The organism is Streptomyces laurentii (assembly GCF_040635425.1).
Classification (GTDB): domain Bacteria; phylum Actinomycetota; class Actinomycetes; order Streptomycetales; family Streptomycetaceae; genus Streptomyces; species Streptomyces laurentii.
Window position 1 is genome coordinate 17,977 of record NZ_JBEYHT010000021.1, and the last position, 24,946, is coordinate 42,922.

Consider the following 24,946-nt stretch of genomic DNA (forward strand, 5'->3'; position numbering starts at 1 on the left):
CGCGGGCCCCGGCGTCCGGAGGCGTGGCGGCGCTCGGGCTCGCGGCCCCGTATATCCGGCCAAGCCGCCCTACCGCATGGCCGAGAATCGACGCTCCTCTCCCTGCGGCTTGATCCCACCCGCCGCACCGGCGAGGATCGGCGGACCACCACCTGACGCCGCGTGACACCGACGCACGCGCCGCACCTGCCGAAACGGGGGAACATGAAGCCTCGCCTGGTCTTCGTCCACGGCATCGGCGGCCCCCGGGACGCCGCCGCCGACCTGGACGAATGGCTGCGAGCGGTCGCCGCGGGCGCCCGCGACTCCGGCCACGGCGCCCACGTCTCCGCGCTCACCGGCGGCCGGGCGGCCGACGCCCGCTTCGCCTACTACGGCGACCTGTTCCGTACCGCCGGAGCGCAAGGCGGACCGGCGGGCGGACCGGCCACCGCCGGGGACCAGGACGACGAACTCCTTGCCGCACTCCTCCTGGAGGCCGTCGACGCCCGCCTCGCCGACCCGGAGGTGTCCGCCGCCGAGGCCCCCGCCCTGCGCCACGCCCGCACCCGCCTCGAACCGCCCGCCGGCGCCCAGGGCGCGGGCGCGCCCGCCCGGCGCGTCGTCGGCGCCGTCACCAGCCTGCTCGCCGTCCCCGGACTGCGTACCGCCGGCGGCTGGCTCAGCGCCCGCGCCACCGCCGGCATGCTCGGCCAGGTCGCCCGCTACCTCAACCGCGCCGAGTCCGACGGCACCGGCACCCTCGACCAGCGCATCCGGGCCCGCGTCGCCGAGAGCCTCGATCCCGACGGCCCCAACATCGTCGTCGCCCACTCCCTCGGCACCGTCGTCGCCCTGGAGACCCTGCACGAACACCCCGCCGACGTGCCGCTGTTCGTCACCCTCGGCTCCCCCCTCGGCATCCGCACCGCCGTCCACCCCCGGGTCCGTCCGCACCCCGTCGGCACCCCGGCGTCCGTCGGCCGCTGGCTCAACTTCTGGGACCGGGACGACATCGTCGCCGCCCGCCCTCTCCTGGAGGACTTCGTCCGCCCGAACGCCGGCTCCGTCGTCCCGTGCAGCCGCCGCGTCGACTCCGACGGCGCCTGGGTGCACCCGGCCGCCAAGTACCTGGCCCAGCCCGCCGTCGCCGGTCCGCTCGTCGAAGCGCTCACCACCCACGCGGGGCGATGACCGGACCACGCCATCTGCTCGTGATCGGGGCCCAGTGCCCGGGCCTCGGCCTGCTCGACGCCCTCGAAGAGGCCACCCACGCCCTCCACGACACCCTCACCACTCCCTGGGCCGGTGCCTGCGCACCGGGCCCGGCTCCCGGCCCCACCCTCCTGTACGGCCGTGAACTCACCCGCCAGGACGTCGAGTCGGCCGTCCGCGCCGCCGGCCGGGCAGCCGCCGAGGCGGGCGCGGTCCTCGTCCTCGCCTTCCTCGGCCACGGCATGGCCGCCGGCACCGAGCTGTACTTCATGGCCGGCGACTCCCAGGCCGAACAGCCCCTCACCGCCGTCAACCTCAGCGCCCTGCTCGGCGACCTCGCCGACACCCCGGGACTCGACGGCCTCGTCGCCCTCGTCGACACCTGCCACGCCGGCCACGCGGTGCCCGACCTGTCCTCGCTCGCCGCCGGCATCCGGCGCGGCGAGACCCGGCTCAGCCTCCTCATGGGCGCCGCCGCCGACGAGGAGGCGTACGCGCTCCGCTTCAGCACCACCGTCGCCAAGGTGCTGCGGGACGGGGTCGCCGACGCGGGCGAGGCCCTGACCGGCGAGACCGTCGTCCACGCCGTACGCGCCGACGGCGGCGCCGCCGGGCAGGCCGTCCAGCACGCCGCGTACGACGGAGCCCAGTTCGCCCCCGGCCCGCTGTGGCTCGCCCGCAACGCCCGGCACACCGCCGCCCGCCCCGGTGCCCCGCTCGGACCCGTCGGGCGCGCCGCCCTCGACCAGGCCCTCGCCCCGCTCGGCGGCGCCCCGGACCCCGAAGGCCCCACCCGCCCCGAGGACTTCACCGCCCTGCGCGAGCGCGCCGGCCGGCTGCCCGCCGCCGAACGCGACTGGGCGTACGGCGTACTCGACAACCTGCGCGACGCGGCCCGCACCGTGCACCTGCTCACCGCCTGGCCCGGCCAGGCACTCACCAGCCCGCTGCTGCGCCGCACCCTCGTCGCCTCCGTGACCACCGTCGAGGGCGCCGCGCCCGTCGACCTGCCCGAGACCACCGGCGCCGAACTGCTCCGCGACATCGTCGAACACCTGCTGCTGCGCGCCCCGCGCGCCCGCGGCGGCCGCACCGCGCCGCTCGCCGCCTTCCTCGCCCACCTCGCCCGCTGCACCGGCGTCGACCCGCACCACACCGACCTGCGGGCCTGGGCCAAGGAGACCGGCGCCGTCATCGACCTCAACGACGCCTTCGCCACCCTCACCGCGCGCACCGAGGAGATGCGACTGCGGCTCGTCGTCAGCCTGCACGCCGCCGTCGGCGACGAATGGCCCGAATCGCTCGCCGCCTGGCTGCTCGACGGCGGCGAGGTGCGCCGGCACGAGGAGTTCGCGTGCCCCGCCCAGGACCGGGCCGGCACCGAACGCGCCCTCGGCACCGTCCTGCGCTGGGCGGCGACCCACGCCCGTGCCCTCGGCACCCCCCTGCGACGGGTGGAGATCGCCGCTCCCGCCCCGCTGCTCGCCACCTGGCGCCCCGAGGAGACCCACGTCGGCATGCGCCTCGGCGCCCGCTACGACGTCGTGCTGCGCTGGAGCGACCGGATCCATCCGCCGGATCATCTGTGGTGGATCAACGACCAGGCCCGCGACACCCTCAAGGCCATCGAGGAGAGCGCCGACGGCGACCGCGTCGACTGGTTCGGGGAGGCCGACACCCGCCGGGTGTCCGAACTGCGCGAGCGGCTCGAGAACGCTCCCCGTACCCGCGCCGCGGCCCTCGCCCACCGGCCCGCCCAGCTCGCGGAATTCGTGGCGACGCTGCTCTCCTCCTCGCCGATCGTGCTGTGGCCCGACGACCGGCCCGACTCCCCGGCGGACCCGGCCACGGATCCGGCCGCAGGGCCTGTGAACGGGGCCGGGTCCGGGTCCGTACCCGATCACGTGCGACGCTGCGTCGACACCCACTGGCACCAACTGCCGGGCGCGTTCATCCACGCCTACCGCAGCCGATGGAGCCAGGCCGCCGACCCGGCGGCGGCCGGCACGAACGGCTCGCACCATCTCGCCCGGCTGCGGACCGTCTGGGACGGCCCCGAATGGCTGGACTTCTGCACCTGGTTCGACAGCGAGCACATCGGAAGGGACCCCTTCGCCAGCGAAGGGTGCCCGACGGAGGGGGAACAACCCGCATGACCTGGCAGCCCTACTACGCCGGCCACGGCACCCCGCCCGACCGACCCGAGGACCGCGTCGTCCTTCCGCCCGCCCCGCCGTGGCGCGAGTTCCCGCGGCGCTCCCTGCACCGGCAGTTCGTGCCCCCGCAGGGCCTGGTCGAGGCCGTCAACGCCGCGCTCGCCCTGCGCCGTCCGCTGCTCGTCACCGGACCGGCCGGCTCCGGCAAGTCCACCGTGATCGAACAGGTCGCCGCCGAACTCGCCCTCGGCACCGTGCTGCGCTGGCACATCACCTCCCGCAGCAGCCTCGCCGACGCCCTCTACCGCTACGACGCCCTCGGCCGCATCCACGCCCAGCGCCTCCAGACTCCCTCCGGCGCCCCCGCGGGCGGCGACGACATCGCGCCCTTCCTCCGCATGGGCCCGCTCGGCACCGCCCTCCTGCCCACCGATCGGCCCCGCGCCCTGCTCATCGACGAGATCGACAAGAGCGACCTCGACCTGCCCAGCGACCTCCTCGACGTCCTCGAACGCGGCGAGTTCGAGATCCCCGAACTCGCCCGCTACGGAACGGACTCCGTGGCGGTACGGGAATGGCAGGGCGACGAGCACCACGAGATCCGGCGCGGCCGGGTGCAGTGCACCGAGTTCCCGTTCATCGTCATGACCAGCAACGGCGAACGCGACTTCCCCGCCGCCTTCCTGCGCCGCTGCGTCCGCTTCACCATGCCCCTGCCCACCCCCGAGACCCTGCTGCGGGTCGTCGAGGCCCACATGGGGGCCGGTGCCGCCGGCACCGACACCGTCGGCCGGCTCGTCACCACCTTCCTGGAGCGACTGAGCGCGGGCGAGAGCCTCGCCGTCGACCAGCTCCTCAACGCCGTCCACCTCCTCGCCGGGACCGACGTCCCCGACGAGGCCCGCCGCCAGGCCGTCGAGGACCTGATCCTGCGCGAGCTGTCCCATGCCTGAACCGCTGCCGCGGCTGCTCTCCGCCCTGCGCGCCGCCGTCCCCGAACTGGACGGCACCGCGCTGGCGGAGGCGCTGTGGCTCGCCGCCCACATGGGCGGTGACAGCGATACGGAGGACGGTGTACGGGACGGAGCCCGGCCCGGCGCGGAGGAGCGGGTCCCGGGCGCCGAGCCCGAACACCCCGACGGCCCCGCGCCCGAGACCGCCCCCGTCGACCGCCCGGACCGGAACCGGCCGTCGCGCCCCGACGGCGCCCCGAGCGGGGACGGCTCCTCCACCCGGCCGCTGCACGAACGGCTCCCCGGCAGCGCCGCCGCCCTGCGCGGCCACGCCGTCGCCGCACCCCAGGGCACCGGACTGCCCCGCGCCCTGGAACTCACCCGCGCCCTGCGCCCCTGGAAACGCCGCTGGCCCCAGGGGCACCGGCACGAACTCGACACCGACGCCACCGTCGAGGGCTACGCCCGCAGCGGCGAACTCATCCCGGTGTTCAAGCCCGCGCCCGAACGCTGGTTCGACCTCGTCCTGGTCGTCGACCGTTCCCCCGGCATGCGGGTGTGGAACGAGACCGTCACCGAGTTCGCCGCCGTCCTCGACCGGCTCGGCGCCTTCCGTACGCTCCAGACCGCCGACCTCACCTTCGACGCGGCCGGCGCCCCCCGCGCCCCGGGCGCGCTGCGCTCCGCCGACGGCCGCCGACTGGTCGTCGTGGTCTCCGACTGCATGGCCGACGCCTGGCGCCGGCCCGACGTCTGGCACCTGTTGCGCGACTGGGCCGGGACCCACCCCACCGCCGTCCTCAACCCGCTGCCCACCAAACTGTGGCGGCGCGGCGGCCTCGACCTGCCCACCACCCGCTTCACCCCAGCCGCGCCCGGCAGCCCGCGCAACCGCGTACCCGTGACCCCGCCGGCGCTGGCCGGGGTCGGGGCCGGGACGGGAGCGGCAGACGGGGAGGGCGCGTGGCTGCCCGTCCCCGTCCTGTCCCTCACCCCGCACTCGCTGGGCCGCTGGTCGCGCTCCCTGATGCGCGGCGACCCGGACGGCTGCACCGCCGTCCTCGTCCCGCCCACCGGCCGCACCGTCACCGACCGCGCCCCCACCGGAGCCGTCCGGCAGCGCGCCCGGCCGCTGCCCCCGGCCGAACGCGTCCGCCGCTTCCTGCGCACGGCGTCGCCGCGCGCTGCCCGCCTCGCCGTGCTCTGCGCGCCCTTCGACCGGATCAGCCTGCGGCTGCTCCACCTCGTGCGCGAGAAACTGGTGCCGGAGGCCGGAATCGCGGACATCGCCGAAGTCGTCACCAGCGGCGTCTTCCAGGTCGTGCAGGACGGCACGACCGTCGAACTGGTACTGCCGCCCGACATCCAGGAGGCGCTGCGCGCCCACCTGCCCGCCGACCGGGTCTGGGCGCTCCACCAGGCCCTCGACCAGCACCTCGCCCACCGCGGCACCGGCCGCGCCGGACTGCCCTCGGTCGCCCGTGACGACGCCGGCCCGCTCGAACTCGCGGCGGAACGCGAGGCGTTCGCGCGTGCCTCGCGCCGGACGCTGGAACTGCTGGGTCTGGCGGAGCCGGAGGACGAGGAGGGGGTGACCTCGGAACCGGGGGAGCCCGAGGACGATCCGGACCTGCCGCCGCTGCCGGAACACTACGTCGGTCAAAGGGAGTTGGAAGAAGCCGTCGCCGACCGGCTGACCGGGGGCCGTCACGTCGTGGGCGTCACCTCCGCCGACGGGACCGCCGGCATCGGCCGGACCACGCTGGCTCTGAAGGTGGCCCGCTCCGTGCGCGACCGCTTCCCCGACGGGGTGGTCTTCCTTCCCTTCCACGGCTCGACGTCCTCCCCGCTCCCGGTGGACGCCGTGATGGACCGGCTGCTGCGCCGACTCGGCCTGTCCGACGAGGACTTCCCCCGGCACTACACCGAACCCGGCGTCCTGGCCGAGGCATTGCGAGCGGCCCTGCGCGGGCGTCGGGTCCTGCTGGTCCTGGACGACCTGCCGTCGGACGCCCTCGCCCACGCCTTCACGCGTGTACCCCCCCAGGGGTGTGCCGTGCTGATCACCCACCCGCACCCCGGAGACGGCCCGCCGGATGTGCCGGGGTTCCTCCCGGACGTGGTCTCCGGCGACGACGCGGTCCGCCTGTTCGCCGCGGCCGGGGCGCCCCACCCCGAGACCCTCGCACACGGCCCGTGGTGGCCGGCCACCCTGCGCGTCCTCGGCGCGGCGGCCGCCTCGGCCGGCCCGGTGACCGCCGCGAAGGTCGTCCGGATCGTCGCCGAGGTGGCCGAAGAGGACATGCCCCTGTCTCCACGTGAGGCGGTGCGCCACTGGCTCGACGGCCTCGACGAGGGCCGCGGCGCCACCCTCGTCCGGCTGGCGATGGTGACGACGGCCGAGTTCACGGCGGAGGAGGCCGAGGCGGCCCTCGACTGCGCGCCGAGTGCCGCCGTCGGACAGCTCGAGACTCTCGTCCGCGACGGACTCCTGCGACGGCACGGCCCCGGACGGTACGTGCTCCCGAACGCGGTCAGGAGCGAGGTGGTGCGAACCCCCGCGTACGAGACGCCGAACGTCTTCGCCCTGGACCGGATCGACACCTTCCACCGAGGTGCCGCCGCCGCCTTCCACCAGGTCCGTCATCCCGGCAGCCGGCTGGCCGAACGCCTGGGTGTCGTCCCCGGGGCCGCGCCCCACCCCGAGGTGTGGGTGCGCAACGCGCTGAACCATTCGCACGGGGGCGCGGAGATGCTGCTCCTGCTCCAGGACGCGGGCGCGACGCCGGCGTACCGGGCGGCGTTCGCCGCGGCCGCCCGTCGGTGGATGAGACGCGGCCTGAAGTTCGAAGGCCCCGTGCTCGGCCGCGCCGCCCTCGCTCTCGCCCACGCCCAGCACGCCCTCGGACAGCACGAGGAAGCCTGGGCGACCCTGCACGAGGTCGGTCCGGACCGGTTGCGGGAGGACGACGCGACCTTCCCCGACGCCGCCCTGCTCCTCGCCCGGATCGCGCTCGACCGCCGGTCCGTGGACGGGATACGCGCCGCCGTCTCCTGGGCCGTGACCGCCTGGGACGTCGGCGAGGTGCGATCCCCGGAGATGGGCGAGGTCCTGGAGCGCCTCGAAAAGGCGTTGACCGCGAGCGACGAGCACCAGGAACTCATCTGGATCCAGGAGCGGTTGGTCGGATACGCCGAGGATCCGGCGCTCCCGTCGGGAGGGACGGCGCGGCTCCGTCTCGCCGCGACGCTGCTCCGCAACGGCCGCGCCCGGGAGGTCGAGAACCTGCTGAGCCCGGTCCTGGGCACGCTCTCCCCGGCCGACCGCGCCGAAGCCGACCGGCTGATCCGAGCCGCCGCCGCCCCCGCCCGTATCCTCGTCGCGCTCCAGGACCGGTCGGACGCCCCCCGCGCGGCGCGCGTCCTCGCCAACCTGCCTGCCGTCGGGCATGGCCGCTTCGCCAGCCATGTCTTCGACGACTGCGTGCTGCTGCTCGTCGACGGCACCGTGCCCGTCGCCCCGCTGCTCCAGGAACTCGTCGAGTGGCTGCCCGCGACCCGCATCGCGGTGCACCGGGGGCCGGTGCGCGCGGTGCCCGTCGCCGACGACGCCGTCACGTACACACGGACGATGCTGCGGTCCGCCGAATTCGTCCGGACCTCGGAGAACTACCCCGACGACACGACCCTGTGCGTCTCCCCGGAGGTCCACGAGACGCTGACGCACGACACGGCCGACTCCGAACTGGCCCTGCGCTTCGCCCCGCGCGAGGTCCGCACCGAGGACGGCGCGACGGTGTGCGTGATCCTCACCCCGCGGGTCGATCTGGCCGCCTGGGACCCCGAACTCCTGGCTCTCGCCCGCGTGTTCACCGAGCTGGACCCCGACGGGTCGCGCCTGGCCGGGACGCTGCGCGCGGCCCTGGACGCCGAGCTGGGACGCGCCGGATTCGCCCACGCGAGCGTCGCGGAGACCGAACCCGCCGGACGTGGAGGGGTGAGCGGAGAGCTGGCGAAACGGCTGAGCCAGCAGACCTTCCCCTTCCGCCTCGGCCAGGCCGCCGCCCTGGCCTGGGAACGCCCCGGCCGCGCCGTACCCCTGGACGTCGACGTGAGCCCGCACGGCCCGCGCATGATCCCCGACGGGTACGAGAGCGGCCGGCTCCGCCTGCTCGTGTACGCCGACGACGCGCGGTCCCGCTGGTCGGCGGGGCTCATCCGGGGCGGCGGGTCCCGGCCCTGGTTCGGCAGCGTGCTGTGGCTGCACCGCGACCTGCCGCTCCCCGAGAACGTCCTCCTCGGCCTGCCCGCCGGGGAACGCGAGGCCGTCCTCGCCCCGGCGGACGCCGTCGCCCGCGTCGCGGAGTTCTTCCGCCTGGTACGCGGGAGCGTCGTGCAGAGCGCCGCGCTGCGCCCGCTGATCGGCGAGCGCGACTGGGAGCGGTCCCGCGAGCGGATCGTGCGGCTCGCGGGCGGCGTGCTGCGTGCGGAGGGTCTGCTGCTGCTGGCCGGCAACGCGCGGGGCCGGGCGATGGCCGAGGCGCTGCGGGTGCCCGTTCCGGCCGGCGACGCGTATCTCTGCGTACCGCTCGTGCGGCGGACCGACGCGCACGCCGCCCGGCCCGCCGTCACCGTCGACGACCTCACCTGGGTCGTCGCGGACGGCGGCGACGAACTCGCGCCGCTGCCCACGGGGTTCCCCAGCCTGCGCACCCGCTGAGCCCCGGGCCGGGGCGCGGGGAAAAAGGGCGGCGCGGCTCCGGTTAGCATCGGCGTCCTCGCCGCCGACCCCTGGAGTTCCGCGCCATGTCATCCCCGCGTATCGGAGTCGTCATCGTGACGATGGGAAACCGCCCGAAGGAGCTGGCGGCGCTGCTCGCCTCGGTGGAGCGGCAGGACGTGCCGGCGGCCCGGGTGGTGCTGGTCGGCAACGCGACCCCGCTCACCGACGTGGACGTGGCACCCGGCGTGACCAAGGTGCCGCTGCCCGAGAACCTGGGCTGCCCGGGCGGGCGCAACGTCGGTCTCGCGATGCTGCGCGACTCCGGGGACGTCGACGTCGTCGTGGAACTCGACGACGACGGTCTGCTCATCCACACGGACGTCTTCCGCACGGTCCGGAAGCTGTTCGCGGCCGACCCGCGGCTCGGCATCGTCGGCTTCCGGGTCGCCGACGAGCACGGGCACACCGAGCGGCGCTGGGTGCCCCGGCTGCGCGCCGACGACCCGATGCGCGGCGGCCCGGTGACCGCGTTCCTCGGCGGCGGACACGCCTTCTCCCTGCCGATGCTCCGGGAGACCGGACTGTGGCCCGCGGAGTTCTTCTTCACCCACGAGGAGTCCGACCTGGCCTGGCGCGCGCTCGACGCGGGCTGGACGATCCTGTACGAGCCCGGGCTCGTCCTCCAGCACCCGCGGACGTCCCCGGCCCGGCACGCGGTCTACTACCGCAACACGGCCCGCAACCGTGTCTGGCTGGCCCGGCGCCGTCTTCCCGTCCCGCTGGTCCCCGTCTACCTGGGCGTGTGGATCCTGCTCGCCATGGCGCGCATGCGGTCGCTGGGCGGCCTCACGGCGTGGTGGGGCGGATTCGCCGAAGGCGTGCGGAAGCCCTGTGGCCCCCGCCGGGCCATGCGCTGGCGCACGGTGTGGCGGATGACCCGGCTGGGTCGCCCGCCGATCCTCTGACCCGCGGACCGAGCCCCGTCCCGGATGCCTCCGGGCTGTCGCGCCGCCGCCCGGAGGGGGGGATACCGGACGGCGGCTTGTGGGGTGCGCACACCCAACGGAGCGCGTGCCCCACCCGGCCCGATTCATACGCTCCGATTCCCGCCCGCGTTCCCCCACGACAGGGCCAAGACGGTGAACCGGTGAATTAACGGGCGCGTCGCCGCCCGGTGCCGGAGCTGCCGACGGCCACGGCGGAAGGATCGCCGTACGGCCTTCACAGCGACACACACCGGGGTGCACGACGACATGTGGCGGGACAACACGGCTGCGCAAGCCCCAGCGACGACAGGGCCCCCCGAAGCCGACACGGACCCGGAGGCGGCGGCCCGGCCCGGGACGGCCACCGAGCGGCGGACGCGCTCGGGGGGCCGGCTCCTGCGGATCCTCACCACCACCGACCACAAAGTGGTGGGCTACCTCTACATGGTCACCGCGTTCGCGTTCTTCCTCTTCGCCGGCCTGCTGGCGATGGTGATGCGCGGCGAACTCGCCCGCCCCGGACTCCAGCTGGTCAGCGCCGAGCAGTACAACCAGCTCTTCACCGTCCACGGCACGGTGATGATGCTGCTCTTCGCCACCCCCATGTTCGCGGGCTTCGCCAACGCCGTCATGCCGCTCCAGATCGGCGCCCCGGACGTCGCCTTCCCGCGTCTCAACGCCCTCAGCTACTGGCTCTTCCTGTTCGGCGGGCTGCTGGTGGTCTCCGGCTTCCTGCTGCCCGGCGGCGCCGCCTCCTTCGGCTGGTTCGCCTACGCGCCGCTCAACAACGCCGTCTTCTCGCCGGGCGCGGGCGGCGACCTGTGGGCCCTGGGCCTGGTCCTGGCCGGCGTCGGCACCACCCTGACCGCCGTCAACTTCATCACCACGGTCATGTGCCTGCGCGCCCCCGGAATGACCATGTTCCGGATGCCGATCTTCACCTGGAACGTGCTCCTGACCTCGGTCCTCGCCCTGCTCGCCTTCCCCGTCTTCACCGCGGCCCTGCTCGCCCTCGTGGCCGAACGCAGACTCGGCGCCCACGTCTACGACTCGGCCGTCGGCGGCGCGCTGCTGTGGCAGCACCTCTTCTGGTTCTTCGGTCATCCCGAGGTCTACATCGTCGCGCTGCCGTTCTTCGGGATCATCTCGGAGATCATCCCGGTCTTCAGCCGCAAGCCCCTGTTCGGCTATCTCGGCATGGTGGGGGCCACCATCGGCATCACCATGCTGTCCGCCGTCGTGTGGGCCCACCACATGTTCGTGACCGGTGCCGTCCTGCTGCCGTTCTTCTCGATCATGTCGTTCCTGATCGCCGTACCGACCGGAGTGAAGTTCTTCAACTGGATCGGCACCATGTGGAACGGCAGCCTCTCCTTCGAGACGCCGATGCTGTTCTCGATCGGCTTCCTCGTCACCTTCCTGCTCGGCGGCCTCAGCGGCGTGCTCATCGCCTCGCCCCCGCTCGACTTCCAGCTCACCGACTCCGCGTTCATCGTGGCGCACCTGCACTACGTCCTCTTCGGCACCGTCGTCTTCGCCATGTTCGCGGGCTTCTACTTCTGGTGGCCCAAGTGGACGGGCCGCCTGCTCGACGAACGCCTGGGCCGCGTCCACTTCTGGACGCTCTTCGCCGGATTCCAGGCGACGTTCCTGGTCCAGCACTGGCTCGGCGAGAAGGGCATGCCCCGCCGCTACGCCGACTACCTGCCGACCGACGGCTTCACCACGCTCAACACCGTCTCCTCCGCCGGCGCCTTCCTGCTCGGCCTGTCGACCCTGCCGTTCCTCTACAACGTCTGGCGCACCCGGACCCACGGCGCCGAGGCGGCCGGCGACGACCCCTGGGGCTACGGCCGGTCGCTGGAATGGGCCACCTCCTGCCCGCCGCCCCGGCACAACTTCCTCGCCCTGCCCCGCGTACGGTCCGACTCGCCCGCCTACGACCTGCGCCATCCGCCAGGCCCGCCCCCCGGCGCCCCCGCGGTGCGAGAGGAGACGTCATGAGGACCGAGGCGCTGGTGTTCGCCGGCACGGCCGGTTTCTTCCTGGTCGTGGACGTGCTGTACGCGGTGTGGTCCCGCGAGCCCGCCGGCACCGCCGCCCTGACCGTCGCCTTCCTCATGGCGTCCCTCGTCAGCTTCTTCTCCGCCCGCACCCACCGCGCGATCGGCCTGCGCCCCGAGGACCGCCCCGACGGCGAGGTCAAGGAACGCTCCGGCCCGCTGGCCCTCTTCTCGCCCGGCAGCGGCTGGCCGGTGCTCATCGCCCTGGGCGGGGCCGTTCTCGCCCTGGGCCTGGTCTTCGGCCTGTGGCTGGCCCTGATCGGCCTCGGCCTGTTCGCGGCGGGCGTCGGCGGTCTCGTCTTCCAGTACGCCACCGACGACGAGGCGTGACCGGCCCGGCGCGGCCGCTCAGTCGGTGCGTACGGAGCCGCGGTCGCCCCCGCCCTGCCCCGGGCCCGCACCGGAACCCGTACCCGGGTCCCCGTCCTCGTCCCAGCGCGGCGGCGCCGTCCGCTCCGCCACCGCGGCCCGCTCCGACGCCCGGGCCGGCAGCTCGACCCGGTCGGTGAGCAGGAACCGGCTCAGCGCGGCCCGCACCCGCAGCCGGCGGTCCGCCGGACCCTCCTCGGGCAGCGTCACCGGCTTCTGCGTCTCCCGCATCAGCAGCCGGTAGCGGACGTCCGGCGGCACGGCGCGGTGCCGCCCGGACAACTCGCCGTGCACCGCCTGCCGCACCTCCCGCGTCTCCTCGCCCTCGGCCAGCCGCCGGCGGTCCGCCGCCTGCAGGGCGAGACACAGCCGTCGGGTCACGGCGAAGGCCAGCAGCGGCGCGAGCACCAGGGACACCCGGAGCACCCACGTCACCGCCTGGATCGAGGCGTCGAAGACGAGGGCGAGCAGGTCGTTGCCGCCGGCCAGCAGCAGCACCGCGTAGAAGACGATGCCCGCCACCCCGAGCCCGGTGCGCACCGGGCGGTTGCGCGGCCGGTCGCACAGATGGTGCTCGGCGCGGTCGCCGGTCGCCCACTTCTCGATGAACGGATAGAAGAGCAGCCCCGTGAACAGCAGCCCCGGCAGCAGCAGCGCGGGCACGAACACGTTCCACATGATCGTGTGCCCCGCGACCACGGTGGTCCACGGCGGCATCAGCCGCAGCGCGCCCTCCAGGAACCCCACGTACCAGTCGGGCTGCGAACCGGCCGACACCTGGTCCGGCCGGAACGGCCCGTAGCGCCAGACCGGGTTGATCTGGGCCACCGCCGCCATGCCCGTGAACACCGCGAACACCAGCAGGAACAGGCCCGTGGACTTCACCGCGAAGTGCGGGACCATCGGGTGCCCGACCGCGTTGCGGTTGGTGCGGCCGGGCAGCGCCCAGTGGGTGTGCTTGAGGTAGAAGACCAGCAGGACGTGCGCGGTGACGACGGCGACGAGCAGCGCCGGGGCGAGCAGCACGTGCAGCACGTACAGGCGCGGGATGACGACCTGCCCCGGGAACTGGCCGCCGAACAGCAGCATCTCCAGATACGTGCCGACCACCGGGATCGACCCGACGATGGTGGCGGCGGTGCGCAGACCCGTCCCCGAGAGCAGGTCGTCCGGCAGCGAGTAGCCCGCGAACCCCTCCAGCATCGCGAGGATGAACAGCGTCACGCCCAGTACCCAGTTCGCCTCCCGCGGCTTGCGGAACGCGCCGGTGAAGAAGACCCGCAGCATGTGCACGGCGATCGCGGCGACGAACACCAGCGCCGCCCAGTGGTGCACCTGACGGATCAGCAGCCCGCCGCGCACCTCGAAGCTCAGCCGCAGGGTCGTCGTGTACGCCTGGGTCATCGGCTGCCCCTGGAGGGGCCGGTACGGGCCGGCGTAGACGGTCTCCACCATGCTCGGGTCGAAGAACAGCGTGAGGTACACGCCGGTCAGCAGCAGCACGAGGAACGCGTACAGGGCGAGTTCGCCGAGCAGGAACGACCAGTGGTCGGGGAACGCCTTGCGCAGCGCGACGCGGGCGATCTCGCTGAGCGGCAGCCGGCCGTCGGCGGCGGCGTACGCGCGGACGGCGGCCTCCTTGGCACGGTCGTTCCCGCGGGTCCGGTGCCTGCGAAGGGACATGCCGCCTCCTGACGATCCGCCGCTCCAGGCGTCCTCCGCCTGCCGCGCCGCCCCGCGGCGGCCACCCTGCCGACCCTGCCGTCCGGGCCTCCTCCAGCGGACCGGACGCGCCGGGCATTGGGCCGCGCGAGGGAAAAACCCGCACGAGCGCCACGAGCGCCACCCGCGCGACCGGAGCGTACGGAGCGGACGGAGGAGGCCCTACGGCTCGTACAGCGGCAGGAAGTGGATCACCGGCTCCTCGTACGGATGGGCCGCGCGGACGGCCTCCAGGACGGCGCGCGCCTGTTCCGTGTCGCAGAACGACTCGACGCGGCGCTCCTCGCCGTACTGGACGACGCCCACCTTCCCGTCGTACGGCCGCGCGCCGGGCAGCGGCTGCCAACTGCCGGTCACCCGCCACCCGCTGGAACACCGCGCGTAGGTGCCGACCCGCCCCGCGCCGGCCGTGTGCAGGGCGTCGACCACGGCCTCCACATGGCTTTCGGGGACGGATATCTCGATCTTCAGACGCGTCATGAGCGAGACCTTAGCGGCCGGACGGGGAGAGACGTCGGGCCGTCGCTCAGGCGGGCAGCAGCGCGTCCCACTGATCCCGGGTCGGGCCGTCGTAGCGGGGCTCGAAGTCCGGGCGGGCGGCCAGCCAGGCGGTGAGGTGACGCTCCACCTCGTCGGTGCCGTAGGCGTCCTCGGCCGGGAGCACGAGGTGGCGGGCCTGGGCACGGGCCCGCATGACGACCGGATCGTCGAACGCGCACGAGGCCAGGGCGGCGGCCCGCCGGTCGGAGAGTGGCGCGCTGTCGGCGAGACGCCGGCCGTTGTTCCTGTCGGACGTCACCTGCGCGTCGAACCACGGGCGGAGGGCCTCGGCCGTCCAGGCGTGGTACCCGGCGGGGTCCGCGGCGATCCCGTCGGCGTGGGCGGCCAGCCGCTGGGCGGCGATCAGGCCGAGCGCCACACCGTGGCCGAAGGTCGGGTTGGTGTGGATGAGGCTGTCCCCGGCGTTGACCAGGCCGGTGACGATCGGGCCGGCGTCGTCGGCGAGAGCGGTCCAGCGGTTGTCCAGACCGGCCATCGCGAGGACGTCCGAGCAGGGCTCGGGGTCCAGGTCGAGCCAGGCGGCGGAGGCCGGGAAGCGGCGGGCGGCGGCTTCGAAGACGGCGGGGTCGGTGAGCGCGCCGCGGGACGGATCGCCCGTGGCGAGCACCACGTTCACCGCGAAGACGCCGTTGTCGGACGGGAAGACGCCGGCGAGCGCGAACGCCGCGGACGAGCCGGTCTTGACCCGTTCCGGCTCGCGCGGGCCGTCGCCGCGCAGCCGGTACCAGCGGCACAGATACGCGATCCCGGTGCGGTGGCTCTCGACGACGGGCGGGCGGCAGCCGGCCGCGACCAGCCAGCCGGGAACGGGGGAGCGGCGCCCGGAGGCGTCGACGACCAGGTCCGCCGCGTGGGTCTCCGCGCCCAGGCGTACGCCGGTGACCCGGGGCACGCGGCCCTCGCCGGAAGCGGGGGCGACGTCGAGGGCGTCCGCCCGGCGGCCCCGCCGCACCTCGACGCCCGGCTCGCGCCGTACGGCCGCGGTCAGCGCGGCCTCCAGCACGATGCGGCGGGTGCGCGTCGAACCAGTCGAAGTCGTGGTACTCGCGGGCTCCGCGTGCCAGCAGGTCGGCGTACACGTCGGGGGCCTCGGCGAGCAGCACGGTGCGCACCGGGGCGAGGAGCGAGTGGGGCTGGACGGCCTGCGGGACCCGGGGCCGCTTCCAGTCGAAGAAGTCGCGGTCCGGATCCTCCGCGGCCTGCCGCGTGTCCTGCTCGAACAAGGTGACCGTGTGGCCCCGCCGTCCGAGCAGCAGGGCTGTTCCAAGGCCGCTGATTCCCCCGCCGATCACCGCAACTCGCGCCATGAGCTCCCTCTCGCGTCGTGTTGCGGAGGCAGCCTAGCGTGTGGTGATCATCCGGCTGTCACCGACCGGAAATCAGTGCGAGGAGCGCTGGTCGCCGAGGCCGTCGAGGAACCCCTTCGCCTTCTCCACGCCGGTGTCGATGCGGTCGCTGTACTTGCCGTCCGTCTTGCTGTCGACGACGTCGGCGGCCTTCTCCAGCCCTTGCGCCACGAGCTCCCCGTGGTCGGCGGCGAACTCGAGTGCCTTGTCCTTCAGGCCCTTCAGGTTGTCGAACACGGGGACACGTTCCTTCCGGTGGTGCGATGCCCGGGGTCGGCCGGGCGGATGGTGCGCAGGACGCCGGCCGGGTGGCCGACATGGAGAGGACGCCGCACGCCGGACCTCCGACGTGCGGCGTCAGGGGTGCCGGACGTCAGACGTTGACGCCGAAGTCGAGGGCGATGCCGCGCAGTCCGGAGGCGTAACCCTGGCCGACGGCACGGAACTTCCACTCCGTGCCGTGCCGGTAGAGCTCGCCGAAGACCATCGCCGTCTCGGTCGAGGCGTCCTCCGACAGGTCGTAACGGGCTATCTCGCGGCCGTCCGTCTGGTTCACGACGCGGATGTACGCGTTGCGGACCTGACCGAAGCTCTGGCCCCGGTTCTCGGCGTCGTGGATCGACACCGGGAAGACGATCTTGGCGATGTCGGGGGAGACGGCGGCGAGATTCACCTTGACCGACTCGTCGTCGCCGTCGCCCTCGCCCGTGAGGTTGTCGCCGGTGTGCTCGACGGAGCCGTCCGGGCTGGTCAGGTTGTTGTAGAAGACGAAGTGACCGTCCGACAGGACCTTGCCGGAGGCGTCGCACAGCAGGGCCGACGCGTCCAGGTCGTAGTCCGCTCCGGTCGTCGTCCGCACGTCCCAGCCCAGACCCACCAGGACGGCGGTCAGGCCGGGGGCCTCCTTGCTGAGGGATACGTTGCCGCCCTTGGCCAGGGTTACGCCCACTGTTCTTCCTCCGTTGTCGCGTCGCGCCGCATTCGGCCTGTCACCTGGTGCAACGCAGAGGTTACCGTCACGGTTCCCCGGTTTGCGCAACCCCTGAAGTGTGAGCTTCGCCGACCGCGCATCGGCGGCCTGCCGCATCGGTTCACGAGGCGCCCCGCGCGGCCTCGACGAGCGTCCGTCGAGGTCACGGGGGCTGGCGCGACCGGCCCGTTCCTTAGTTCAATGGTTGCGCAAACCGTGAAGTAGCCTTGGAGGGGGAACACATGACGGTACGGGAGAGCGCGCTGCTCGTCGGCGGTCCCGCGGACGGTCTGCGCGTGACGGTGACCGGCCGGCCGCGGGTCCTGCAGGTGACGTATCCGTGCGCGGTCGAGGGGGCGGGTCCGGAAGCCGCCGGGGTACGCGTCGAGGCCCTGCACGTCTACCGGTTGGACCAGGGCGCGCCGGACGGCCCGCCGCGCTACGGATACGACCCGGCGAGTCCGTGACCCGGACGCATGCACCCCCATGTGGCCTAACCTTGCCAACACCCGCCATGGGGAAACCGCACGGACGAACCGCTCGTCCCCTTCTGTATCGGCCGGACGAGTGAAGGCGTACCGATGACTGGCAAGCATCACCCACCGCAGGGGCGCCGGGGCGCCGCCGGGGTCCGGTCGCACGGGCCCGGCCGGCGCCGCGGCGGCCGACTGCTCGCGACGGCCACGGCCCTGCTGGTGCTCGCCGTGTCGGGCATGGGCTGGATCTATCTCGAAGTCAGCGGCGACATCGCCACGTTCGGCGCCGACGGGCTTTCCGGCAACCGGCCCGCCGCCACCTCTCAGGGGCAGAACGTCCTGGTCATCGGCTCGGACGCGCGGACCGACGGGAACGACGAACTGGGCGGCGGCAAGAAGGGCGACATCGGCCGCTCCGACACCACGTTCCTGCTGCACGTGTACGCGGACCAACGGCACGCCGTGGCCGTGTCCTTCCCCCGCGACACCCTCGTGGGCATCCCGTCGTGCCGGCTTCCCGACGGCACGTGGACGCCGCCGCAGACCGACGTCATGTTCAACTCGGCGTTCACCGTGGGGCAGACCGCCACCGGCAACCCCGCCTGTACGCAGAACACCGTCGAGAAGCTCACCGGCCTGCGGGTCGACCACACCGTCGTCGTCGACTTCAAGGGCTTCGCCGCCCTGACCGAGGTCGTCGGCGGCGTGCGGGTGTGCCTGCCCACCGACGTGTACCAGAAGGACCTCGACCCCCACCGCACGACACCCGGCGAGCTGGTGTTCCCCAAGGGGGAGCAGACCGTTTCCGGCAAGCAGGCCCTGGACTACGTCCGGCTGCGGCACGGCGTCGGCGACGGCTCCGACATCGGCCGCATCAAGCGCCAACAGGCCTTCGTCGCCAGCCTGTTGAAGAAGGTCAGAAGCGAGGGCCTGACCCCGGCCAGGCTGCTGCCGCTCGCGAACGCGGCGACCGCCTCGCTCACCGTCGACCCCGGACTCGGCTCGGCGGACAAGCTCATCGACTTCGCGATGTCGATGAAGGACATCGACCTGCGCGACACCACGTTCGTCACGCTGCCGTGGCGCTACCAAGGCGCGCGCGTCGCGATCGTCCGGCCCGAGGCCGACGCGCTCTGGGCCGCGCTCAGGTCCGACCGTCCCCTCGCCGGCACCACCGGAAGCAAGCACCCCGGCGGCGACGACGGCCGTCCGTCGGCGCCCTCCTCCGGCGCCCCCGAGTTGCCGTCCGGCCGCGGCATCGCCGTCGCCGTCCTCAACGGCACCCGGACCACCGGACTCGCCGCCCACGCCTCCGAGATGCTCCGGTCCGCCGGCTACACCGTCACCCGGACGGCCACCGCCGTGGACCAGGACCACCCCCTTACGGTCATCGAGTACGGTCCCGGCCGCGAGGCCGAGGCCAAGGCGGTCGCCCGGCGCTTCGCGAGCGCCGAACTGCGCCCCGCCGAGACCGCCGGCATCACCATCACCCTCGGCCGGTCCTACGCGGACGACCCCGACGCCCCCGTGAGCCCCACGGGCGCGCCGACCGCGACGGTGCCGCCCGAGGACACCCGCTCCGCCGCCGACGACCCCTGCGCCGACCTCTCGTACGGCTGACTCGGCCGCGCCGCTCCGCGCGTCGCCGGTCCGTCCGGCGCGGGACGGCGCGGTACGGTCGCGGTCGTCGCCACACGGCAGTCCGGTGTGTCCGGGTGGTCCGGGGCGGGGCGGCTGCCGGAGCCGGGGACCGGGGGGTCGGGAGCGGTTGCCTCAGGCACCGGTGCCACGATGCCGCACGAGCGTGCGGGCACTGAGCTGGCCCACCATCACCCGGACCACCGTCACCACATCGGGATCGTCCACGTAATAGACCTGCCGCCGGCCCTCGCGCCGGGAGCGCACCAGCCCCGCCAGTTTCAGCTTGGTGAGGTGCTGGCTGACCGCGGGCAGCGCGCCGCCGACCCGCTCCGCGAGCCCGGTCACATCGCTCTCGCCCTGCGCCAGCGCCCACACGATGTGCAGCCGCGCGGGCGACGAGAGGAGTCCGAACGCGGCGGCGGCCTCCATCAGTACCTCGGCGGGAGGATCAGCGAAGCCGCCCGCGTCTGCCGCCACCACAGCTCACCCCTCCCATGCCCTGACCGAAAGCCCTCAGTCTAGGGGGTACCCCGTGGGGGGATGGGGGCGGCGGCGCCGGGCGGGGGCAGCCAGAGGGTGAAGCGGGTGCGGCCGGGGCGGCTGGTGACCGTGGCCCGGCCGCCGTGGGCGCGGGTGACGGCGTCCACGATGGCGAGGCCGAGTCCGGTCGAGCCACCGGCACGCGAGCGCGCGGAGTCGCCGCGGGTGAACCGGCGGAAGACGCCGGGCAGCAGCTCGGCCGGGATGCCCGGGCCGTCGTCGGTGACGGTGAGGGTGACACCCCCGGCCTCGGTGCCGCCCCCGGTGCCGGTGTCGGCGTCGGTGTCCTTGGCGTCCTCGGACAGCGCCGCGCCGGTGGAGAGGGCGACGGTGACCCGGGTGCCGTCCGGGGTGTGCCGCCCGGCGTTCGCGAGGAGGTTGGCGAGCACCTGGTGGAGGCGGTCCTCGTCGCCGGTGACCTGTACAGGTTCCTCGGGGAGTTCCAGTTCCCAGCGGTGTCCGGGGTGCCGGGCCGTCGCGTCCGCCACGGTGTCGAGGACCACCCGGGTCAGGTCCACTTCGTCCCGGCGCAGCCCGCGGCCCGCGTCCAGCCGGGCGAGCAGCAGCAATTCGTCCACCAGCAGGCTCATCCGGCGCGACTCGGCGTCGATGCGTTCCAGCGCGTGCCGGACGTCGTCGGGCAGGGTGTCGCCGTGGGCGCGCAGGACGAGTTCGGCGCGCGCCCGCACGGTGGCCACGGGGGTACGCAGTTCGTGTCCGGCGTCGGCGGCGAAGGTCCGCAGCCGTTCCTCGACCACGTGGCGGCTGTCCAGGGCGTCGCCGACATGGCCGAGCATCCGGTTGAACGCGCCGGTCAGCCGGCCCGCCTCGGTCTCCGGCCGGGTGCCGGGCAGCGGCGGCGGCATGGCGACCTGCCCGGTGGCGAGCGGCAGCCGGGTCACCTCGTCGGCGGTCGCCGCGAGGCGTTCCAGGGGGCGCAGCGAGAGACGGGTCCACGCGGCGGCCGTCACCCCGGCCGCCGTGAGGACGAGCCCGAACACGACGGTCTCCACGGCCACGAGCCGGTCCACCGTCTCCTCGACGGGCCGCAGCGGCAGTCCCGACAGCAGCACGTCGCCGTCGTCGCCGTTCCAGGCGGCCACCCGGTACGCGCCGAGACGGTCGAGGTGCAGGGTCCGGGGCTTGGCGTCCGGAGGCTGGGCGGTGAGCGCCCGCGCTTCGGCGGCGGTCAGCGGCACCGTGACGTAGCCGGCCCCCCGGACGACGGCGGCGCGTTCGACCCGGTCGCCCAGAACCCGGGCGCCGAAGGTCCCGTCGGCCTGGCCCCGGGTGTCGCCGAGGTTGTCGGCGTCGGGCCGGCGCTCGTGTTCGAGGCTGACCGCGAAGCGGCCGCCGCCCGCCGCGATCTGCTGGTCGAGCCGGCCGACCAGGAAGCTGCGCAGCGCGATCACGGTGACCAGGCCGACCACGCCGCAGGCCAGCGCGAGCAGGACGACGAGGCCCGCGGTGAGCCGGGCGCGGAGCGAGCGCGGCAGCCGGGGACGGAGCCGGGTACGCGGTGAGCGCCACAGCCGGGGGCGGAGCCGGGTACGCCCGTCGCGGGGGGTCATCGCCGTTCGGGCCGCAGCACGTAGCCGACCCCGCGCACGGTGTGGATCAGCGGCGAGCGGCCCGCGTCGATCTTCTTGCGGAGATAGCTGACGTACAGCTCGACGACATGGGCGCGGCCCCCGAAGTCGTACCGCCAGACGTGTTCGAGGATCTGCCGCCTGGACAGCACACGGCGCTGGTTGCGCAGGAGGTAGCGGAGCAGCTCGAACTCGGTGCGGGTCAGCTCGACGGGCACGCCGCCCCGGGTGACCTCGTGGCCCTCCTCGTCCATCACGAGGTCGCCGGCGGTCAGCAGCGGCCTGCCGCTCGGGACCGCGCCGGCGTCGGCGCCCGCCGCGATCCCGGCACGGCGCAGCAGCCCCCGCAGCCGGGCCAGCACCTCTTCGAGGCTGAACGGCTTGGTGACGTAGTCGTCGGCGCCCGCGGTGATCCCGGCGATCCGGTCCTCGACGGCGTCCCGCGCGGTCAGGAAGAGCACGCACACCCCCGGCCGGGCCGCCCGCAGCCGGGTCAGCACGTACGGGCCGTCGTGGTCGGGCAGCATCCAGTCGAGGACCACCGCGTCGGGCCCGAAGCCCTCGGCCGCCGCGACGGCGTCGGCGGCCGTCCCGGCGGTGCGTACGTCCCAGCCCTCGGCCCGCAGGGCGGCGGCCAGGACTTCGGCGAGGTCCGGTTCGTCGTCGACGACCAGCGCACGGGGCCGGGCGCCGTCGGGGCGGAGCGGGACCTCGGTGTGTATCGACGGGTTCATGGTCCTTCCAGCATGCCGGACGGCGTGGGGCGGGTGAGTCGCACGATGCCTCTGAGTTTCCTCTGAATCGACGCGCGCGGTGTTTCCGCGCGCCCCGTGTGTCCTGCCTGTCCTGCTGCCTGTCCCGCCTGTCCGCACCTCGGCGCCGGGGCCGCTTCAGAAGATCCTCAGAGGTCCGCGTCCGACAGTGGGGGAGTTCCCGGCGCCCGCCGGGGCCGTACCGGAGGGACCGCGAGGGAATGGACGTGCGTACCGAAGCCGCCTGGACCGGGCACGCGCCCGGCCGGCATCGCACCGGCCGCCGAAGCGACCCGGCGCCCGCCGTCACGGTCGCGTTCCAGACGCTGATCTGGGCCGGGGTGGCGGCGGTGCTCGTGCTGTGGTGGGCGGACACCCCCTCCGTCGTGGGACCGGTCGGCTGGTTCACCGGAGCGGGCCGGATCACCGGACTGCTCGCGGGGTACGCCTGCGCGGTCCTGGTGATCCTCATGGCACGGGTGCCGCTGCTCGACCGCACGGTGGGCAGCGACCGGCTGGCCCGCTGGCACGCCGCCGCGGGCCGCACGACGATCGTGCTGACGCTCGCCCATGTGGTGTTGATCATCGAGGGCTACGCGCTGACCGTCCGCACGGATCCGTTCACCGAGACCACCCGGGTGGTGCTGCACTACCCGGACATGCTCGCGGCGACCGCCGGGCTGCTGCTCCTGCTCCTCACGGCGGTGGTCTCGGCGCGCGCGGCGCGGCGCCGGCTGAGCCACGAGACGTGGTACCACCTGCACCTGCTCACGTATGCCGCGGTCTTCCTCGCCTTCCTGCACCAGATCGCGAACGGCGCGGATCTCGACCGGCCGGGGGTGCAGGCCGCGTGGTACGCGCTGTACCTGGGGGCCGCCGCGCTGATCGTGTGGTTCCGGCTCCTCGCCCCGCTGCGCCTGTACCGGCGGCACCGGCTGCGGGTCGCGGAGGTCCGGACGGAGGCCCCGGGCGTGGTGTCCGTGCTGGTCACCGGCGAGCGGCTGGCCGAACTCGCCGTCCGCCCCGGGCAGTTCCTCCGCTGGCGGTTCCTGGCCCCGGGGCTGTGGTGGACCGCGTCGCCGTACTCGGTGTCCGCCGTCCCCGACGGGCGGAGCCTGCGGATCACCGTCAAGGCGGTGGGCGGCCACAGCGCCGCGGTCGCCGCGCTGCGCCTCGGCACCCGGGTGTGGGCCGAGGGGCCGTACGGTGCCCTCACCGCCGACCGCGCGGCGGGCCGGCCCGCGCTGCTGCTGGCGGCCGGGGTGGGCATCACGCCGCTGCGGGTGCTGTTCGAGACGCTCCCGGGCGATCCGGTGCTGATCCACTGGGCCCGGCGGCCGGAGGAACTGGTGCTGCGGTACGAGATCGACGCCGTCGCGGCGCGGCGCGGCGCCCGCGCGTACTACTCGGTGAGCCGGCCCGACGGCTACCGGCTGCCGCTGGACGCCCGCACCCTGCACGACCTGGTGCCGGACCTCGCGCGGCGGGCCTGCTACCTGTGCGGCCCGCCGGGCTGGACGGCGGCGGCCGAGGCGGCGCTGCGCGCGGCGGGAGTGCCCGCGCGCCGGATCCACCACGAGTCCTTCGCCTTCTGACCCTGTCTGGCCGCGTCCCCTGCCGCCGTCCGTGCCCCGCGCCGTTCCCGCCGACCGCCCCCCGAGGAGGCCCCCGATGCGCCGTACGCTGCTCTCCGTCGCCGTGACCGCGGCCGGAGTGTGCACGCTGCTCGCCCTGAAGCCGCACCAGCAGGCCGTGCCACCCGCCCTCGGGTCCGGGGCGGGTGGGGCCGGAGCCGGCGCCCCGGCCTCCGGCACGTACACCGGGGACACCGTGGACACCCGCTACGGGCCGGTCCAGGTCCGGATCACGATCGAGGGCGGGCGGCTCACCCGGGCCACGGCGGTCCGGACCCCCTCGGAGAACGCGCGCGACCGGGAGACCGCCGGGTACGCGGTGCCGGTGCTCACCAGCGAGGCGCTGGCCGCGCAGAGCGCGCGGATCGACACGGTGTCGGGAGCCACGTACACCAGCGAGGGCTACATACGGTCCCTGCAGAGCGCGCTGGACCAGGCCCATGGCTGACGACCCCGCGACCGGCGGCCCGGTGCCGTGGCGGCACGCCGAACCGGTGATGGGCACCATGGTGTCGTTCACGCTGCGCCACCGGCCGACGCCCGCGCTGCGGGCCGCCCTGGACCGTGCCGTGGCGCTGCTGCACGAGGCCGACCGGGTGTTCTCCCCGTTCCTGCCGGACAGCGAGATCAGCCGGATGCGGCGCGGCGAACGGGGCCGGGCGGACGCCCCGCCCGAGGTGCGGCGGGTCCTGGAGCTGTGCGAGCACGCGCACAGCCGTACCCGGGGCGCCTTCGACGCCTGGGCGGGCGGCGCCGTCGATCCCTGCGGCCTGGTGAAGGGCTGGGCCGCCGAACGGGCCTGGCGGGTGCTGCGCGAGGCCGGCGCCACCGACGCGTGCGTCAACGCCGGCGGGGACGTACGGGTCGGTGGCGCGCCCGGCCCCGAGGGCGACTGGCGCACCGGGATCGCCGACCCCCGCAGGCCGGGCCGGCTGCTCGCGGTGGTGGCGGGGCGGGACCACGCGGTCGCCACCTCGGGGACGGCGGAACGCGGCGCGCATGTCGTCGACCCGCGCACCGGGGCCCCGGCCACCGGCCTCCTCGCGGCGACCGTGACCGGGCCGGAACTGCTGTGGGCCGACGTGTTCGCGACGGCGGCCCTGGTGCTGGGGGCCCGGGAGGCCCACCAGTGGATCGGCGCCCAGCCGGGGTACGCGCTGCTGACCGTCACGGCGGACGGCGAGGCGCGCGCGTCGGCGGACTTCCCGTTTGCTCCGGCCGGGTAGGGCGCGCGCGGGCGGTACGGGCTGCCGCCCGCGCCCGTACCACCC

19 protein-coding genes and 1 pseudogene are annotated in these 24,946 nt (G+C 74.5%); 12 read left to right on the top strand and 8 right to left on the bottom strand.

Annotated elements, in window-relative coordinates; all coding sequences use genetic code 11:
- Window positions 1-204 precede the first annotated feature (204 nt).
- The 7 genes from ABZ693_RS15785 (at window position 205) to ABZ693_RS15815 (ending at window position 12,405) form a co-directional block, all read left to right on the top strand.
- Entirely contained in the window at window positions 205-1,173 is a 969-nt protein-coding gene (locus tag ABZ693_RS15785; protein ID WP_359876773.1) for an alpha/beta hydrolase, read from the top strand.
- Window positions 1,170-3,350: a vWA-MoxR associated conflict system protein gene (locus ABZ693_RS15790; protein WP_359876775.1), complete on the top strand. Its 2,181-nt coding sequence runs from the start codon at window positions 1,170-1,172 to the stop codon at window positions 3,348-3,350. The genes ABZ693_RS15785 and ABZ693_RS15790 overlap by 4 nt, the downstream gene beginning before the upstream one ends.
- Window positions 3,347-4,303: an AAA family ATPase gene (locus ABZ693_RS15795; protein ID WP_359876778.1), complete on the top strand. Its 957-nt coding sequence runs from the start codon at window positions 3,347-3,349 to the stop codon at window positions 4,301-4,303. The genes ABZ693_RS15790 and ABZ693_RS15795 overlap by 4 nt, the downstream gene beginning before the upstream one ends.
- A complete protein-coding gene (locus ABZ693_RS15800; RefSeq protein ID WP_359876781.1) occupies window positions 4,296-9,023 on the top strand; it encodes a NaeI family type II restriction endonuclease in 4,728 nt (1,575 codons plus the stop codon). Before ABZ693_RS15795 ends, ABZ693_RS15800 begins: the two co-directional genes overlap by 8 nt.
- An 86-nt stretch (window positions 9,024-9,109) precedes the next feature.
- Window positions 9,110-9,991 carry a glycosyltransferase family 2 protein gene (locus ABZ693_RS15805; protein ID WP_359876784.1) on the top strand — a complete coding sequence of 294 codons (882 nt, stop codon included), beginning with the start codon at window positions 9,110-9,112 and terminating at the stop codon, window positions 9,989-9,991.
- Window positions 9,992-10,279: 288 nt separating this feature from the next.
- Window positions 10,280-12,016 (top strand): aa3-type cytochrome oxidase subunit I, encoded by a 1,737-nt coding sequence (ctaD, locus tag ABZ693_RS15810; protein WP_435842433.1) that lies wholly within the window; start codon window positions 10,280-10,282, stop codon window positions 12,014-12,016.
- On the top strand, window positions 12,013-12,405 hold the full coding sequence (locus ABZ693_RS15815; RefSeq protein ID WP_359876789.1) for a cytochrome c oxidase subunit 4: 393 nt from the start codon (window positions 12,013-12,015) through the stop codon (window positions 12,403-12,405). Before ctaD ends, ABZ693_RS15815 begins: the two co-directional genes overlap by 4 nt.
- 18 nt (window positions 12,406-12,423) lie before the next feature.
- Here ABZ693_RS15815 and qcrB read toward each other — a convergent pair whose 3' ends face one another.
- The 5 genes and pseudogenes from qcrB to ABZ693_RS15840 all read right to left on the bottom strand — a co-directional run bounded on the left by qcrB (window position 12,424) and on the right by ABZ693_RS15840 (window position 17,022).
- The gene (gene qcrB / locus ABZ693_RS15820) at window positions 12,424-14,127 is read right to left on the bottom strand and encodes a cytochrome bc1 complex cytochrome b subunit (RefSeq protein ID WP_359876792.1); all 1,704 of its coding nucleotides are present in this window, start codon (window positions 14,125-14,127) and stop codon (window positions 12,424-12,426) included.
- Between the two features lie 201 nt (window positions 14,128-14,328).
- The gene (locus ABZ693_RS15825) at window positions 14,329-14,646 is read right to left on the bottom strand and encodes a YqfO family protein (RefSeq protein ID WP_359876794.1); all 318 of its coding nucleotides are present in this window, start codon (window positions 14,644-14,646) and stop codon (window positions 14,329-14,331) included.
- 46 nt (window positions 14,647-14,692) lie between these two features.
- Window positions 14,693-16,034, bottom strand: a pseudogene (locus tag ABZ693_RS15830) (FAD-dependent oxidoreductase).
- A gap of 72 nt (window positions 16,035-16,106) precedes the next feature.
- On the bottom strand, window positions 16,107-16,310 hold the full coding sequence (locus tag ABZ693_RS15835) for an antitoxin (protein WP_359876796.1): 204 nt from the start codon (window positions 16,308-16,310) through the stop codon (window positions 16,107-16,109).
- Window positions 16,311-16,446: 136 nt separating this feature from the next.
- Window positions 16,447-17,022: a TerD family protein gene (locus tag ABZ693_RS15840; RefSeq protein WP_359876797.1), complete on the bottom strand. Its 576-nt coding sequence runs from the start codon at window positions 17,020-17,022 to the stop codon at window positions 16,447-16,449.
- A 263-nt stretch (window positions 17,023-17,285) separates the two neighbouring features.
- Between ABZ693_RS15840 and ABZ693_RS15845 the strand changes: the two genes are divergently transcribed.
- Together ABZ693_RS15845 and ABZ693_RS15850 are read left to right on the top strand one after the other, a co-directional pair.
- Window positions 17,286-17,510, top strand: a complete 225-nt coding sequence (locus ABZ693_RS15845) for a DUF8847 domain-containing protein (protein WP_359876799.1) — start codon at window positions 17,286-17,288, stop codon at window positions 17,508-17,510.
- A gap of 114 nt (window positions 17,511-17,624) precedes the next feature.
- Window positions 17,625-19,139: an LCP family protein gene (locus ABZ693_RS15850; RefSeq protein WP_435842430.1), complete on the top strand. Its 1,515-nt coding sequence runs from the start codon at window positions 17,625-17,627 to the stop codon at window positions 19,137-19,139.
- Between the two features lie 153 nt (window positions 19,140-19,292).
- On the opposite strand, the gene ABZ693_RS15855 is transcribed toward ABZ693_RS15850, so the two are convergent.
- The 3 genes from ABZ693_RS15855 to ABZ693_RS15865 all read right to left on the bottom strand — a co-directional run bounded on the left by ABZ693_RS15855 (window position 19,293) and on the right by ABZ693_RS15865 (window position 22,023).
- Window positions 19,293-19,589 (bottom strand): ArsR/SmtB family transcription factor, encoded by a 297-nt coding sequence (locus tag ABZ693_RS15855; protein ID WP_359876958.1) that lies wholly within the window; start codon window positions 19,587-19,589, stop codon window positions 19,293-19,295.
- A gap of 89 nt (window positions 19,590-19,678) precedes the next feature.
- The gene (locus ABZ693_RS15860) at window positions 19,679-21,271 is read right to left on the bottom strand and encodes a sensor histidine kinase (protein WP_359876802.1); all 1,593 of its coding nucleotides are present in this window, start codon (window positions 21,269-21,271) and stop codon (window positions 19,679-19,681) included.
- Window positions 21,268-22,023: a response regulator transcription factor gene (locus ABZ693_RS15865; protein ID WP_359876805.1), complete on the bottom strand. Its 756-nt coding sequence runs from the start codon at window positions 22,021-22,023 to the stop codon at window positions 21,268-21,270. Before ABZ693_RS15865 ends, ABZ693_RS15860 begins: the two co-directional genes overlap by 4 nt.
- Window positions 22,024-22,262: 239 nt before the next feature.
- On the opposite strand from ABZ693_RS15865, the gene ABZ693_RS15870 reads away from it, so the two are divergent.
- The 3 genes from ABZ693_RS15870 (at window position 22,263) to ABZ693_RS15880 (ending at window position 24,901) form a co-directional block, all read left to right on the top strand.
- The gene (locus ABZ693_RS15870) at window positions 22,263-23,636 is read left to right on the top strand and encodes a ferredoxin reductase family protein (RefSeq protein WP_435842431.1); all 1,374 of its coding nucleotides are present in this window, start codon (window positions 22,263-22,265) and stop codon (window positions 23,634-23,636) included.
- Window positions 23,637-23,712: 76 nt separating this feature from the next.
- Window positions 23,713-24,123 carry an FMN-binding protein gene (locus ABZ693_RS15875; protein WP_359876808.1) on the top strand — a complete coding sequence of 137 codons (411 nt, stop codon included), beginning with the start codon at window positions 23,713-23,715 and terminating at the stop codon, window positions 24,121-24,123.
- On the top strand, window positions 24,116-24,901 hold the full coding sequence (locus ABZ693_RS15880) for an FAD:protein FMN transferase (protein ID WP_359876810.1): 786 nt from the start codon (window positions 24,116-24,118) through the stop codon (window positions 24,899-24,901). Before ABZ693_RS15875 ends, ABZ693_RS15880 begins: the two co-directional genes overlap by 8 nt.
- Window positions 24,902-24,946 lie beyond the last annotated feature (45 nt).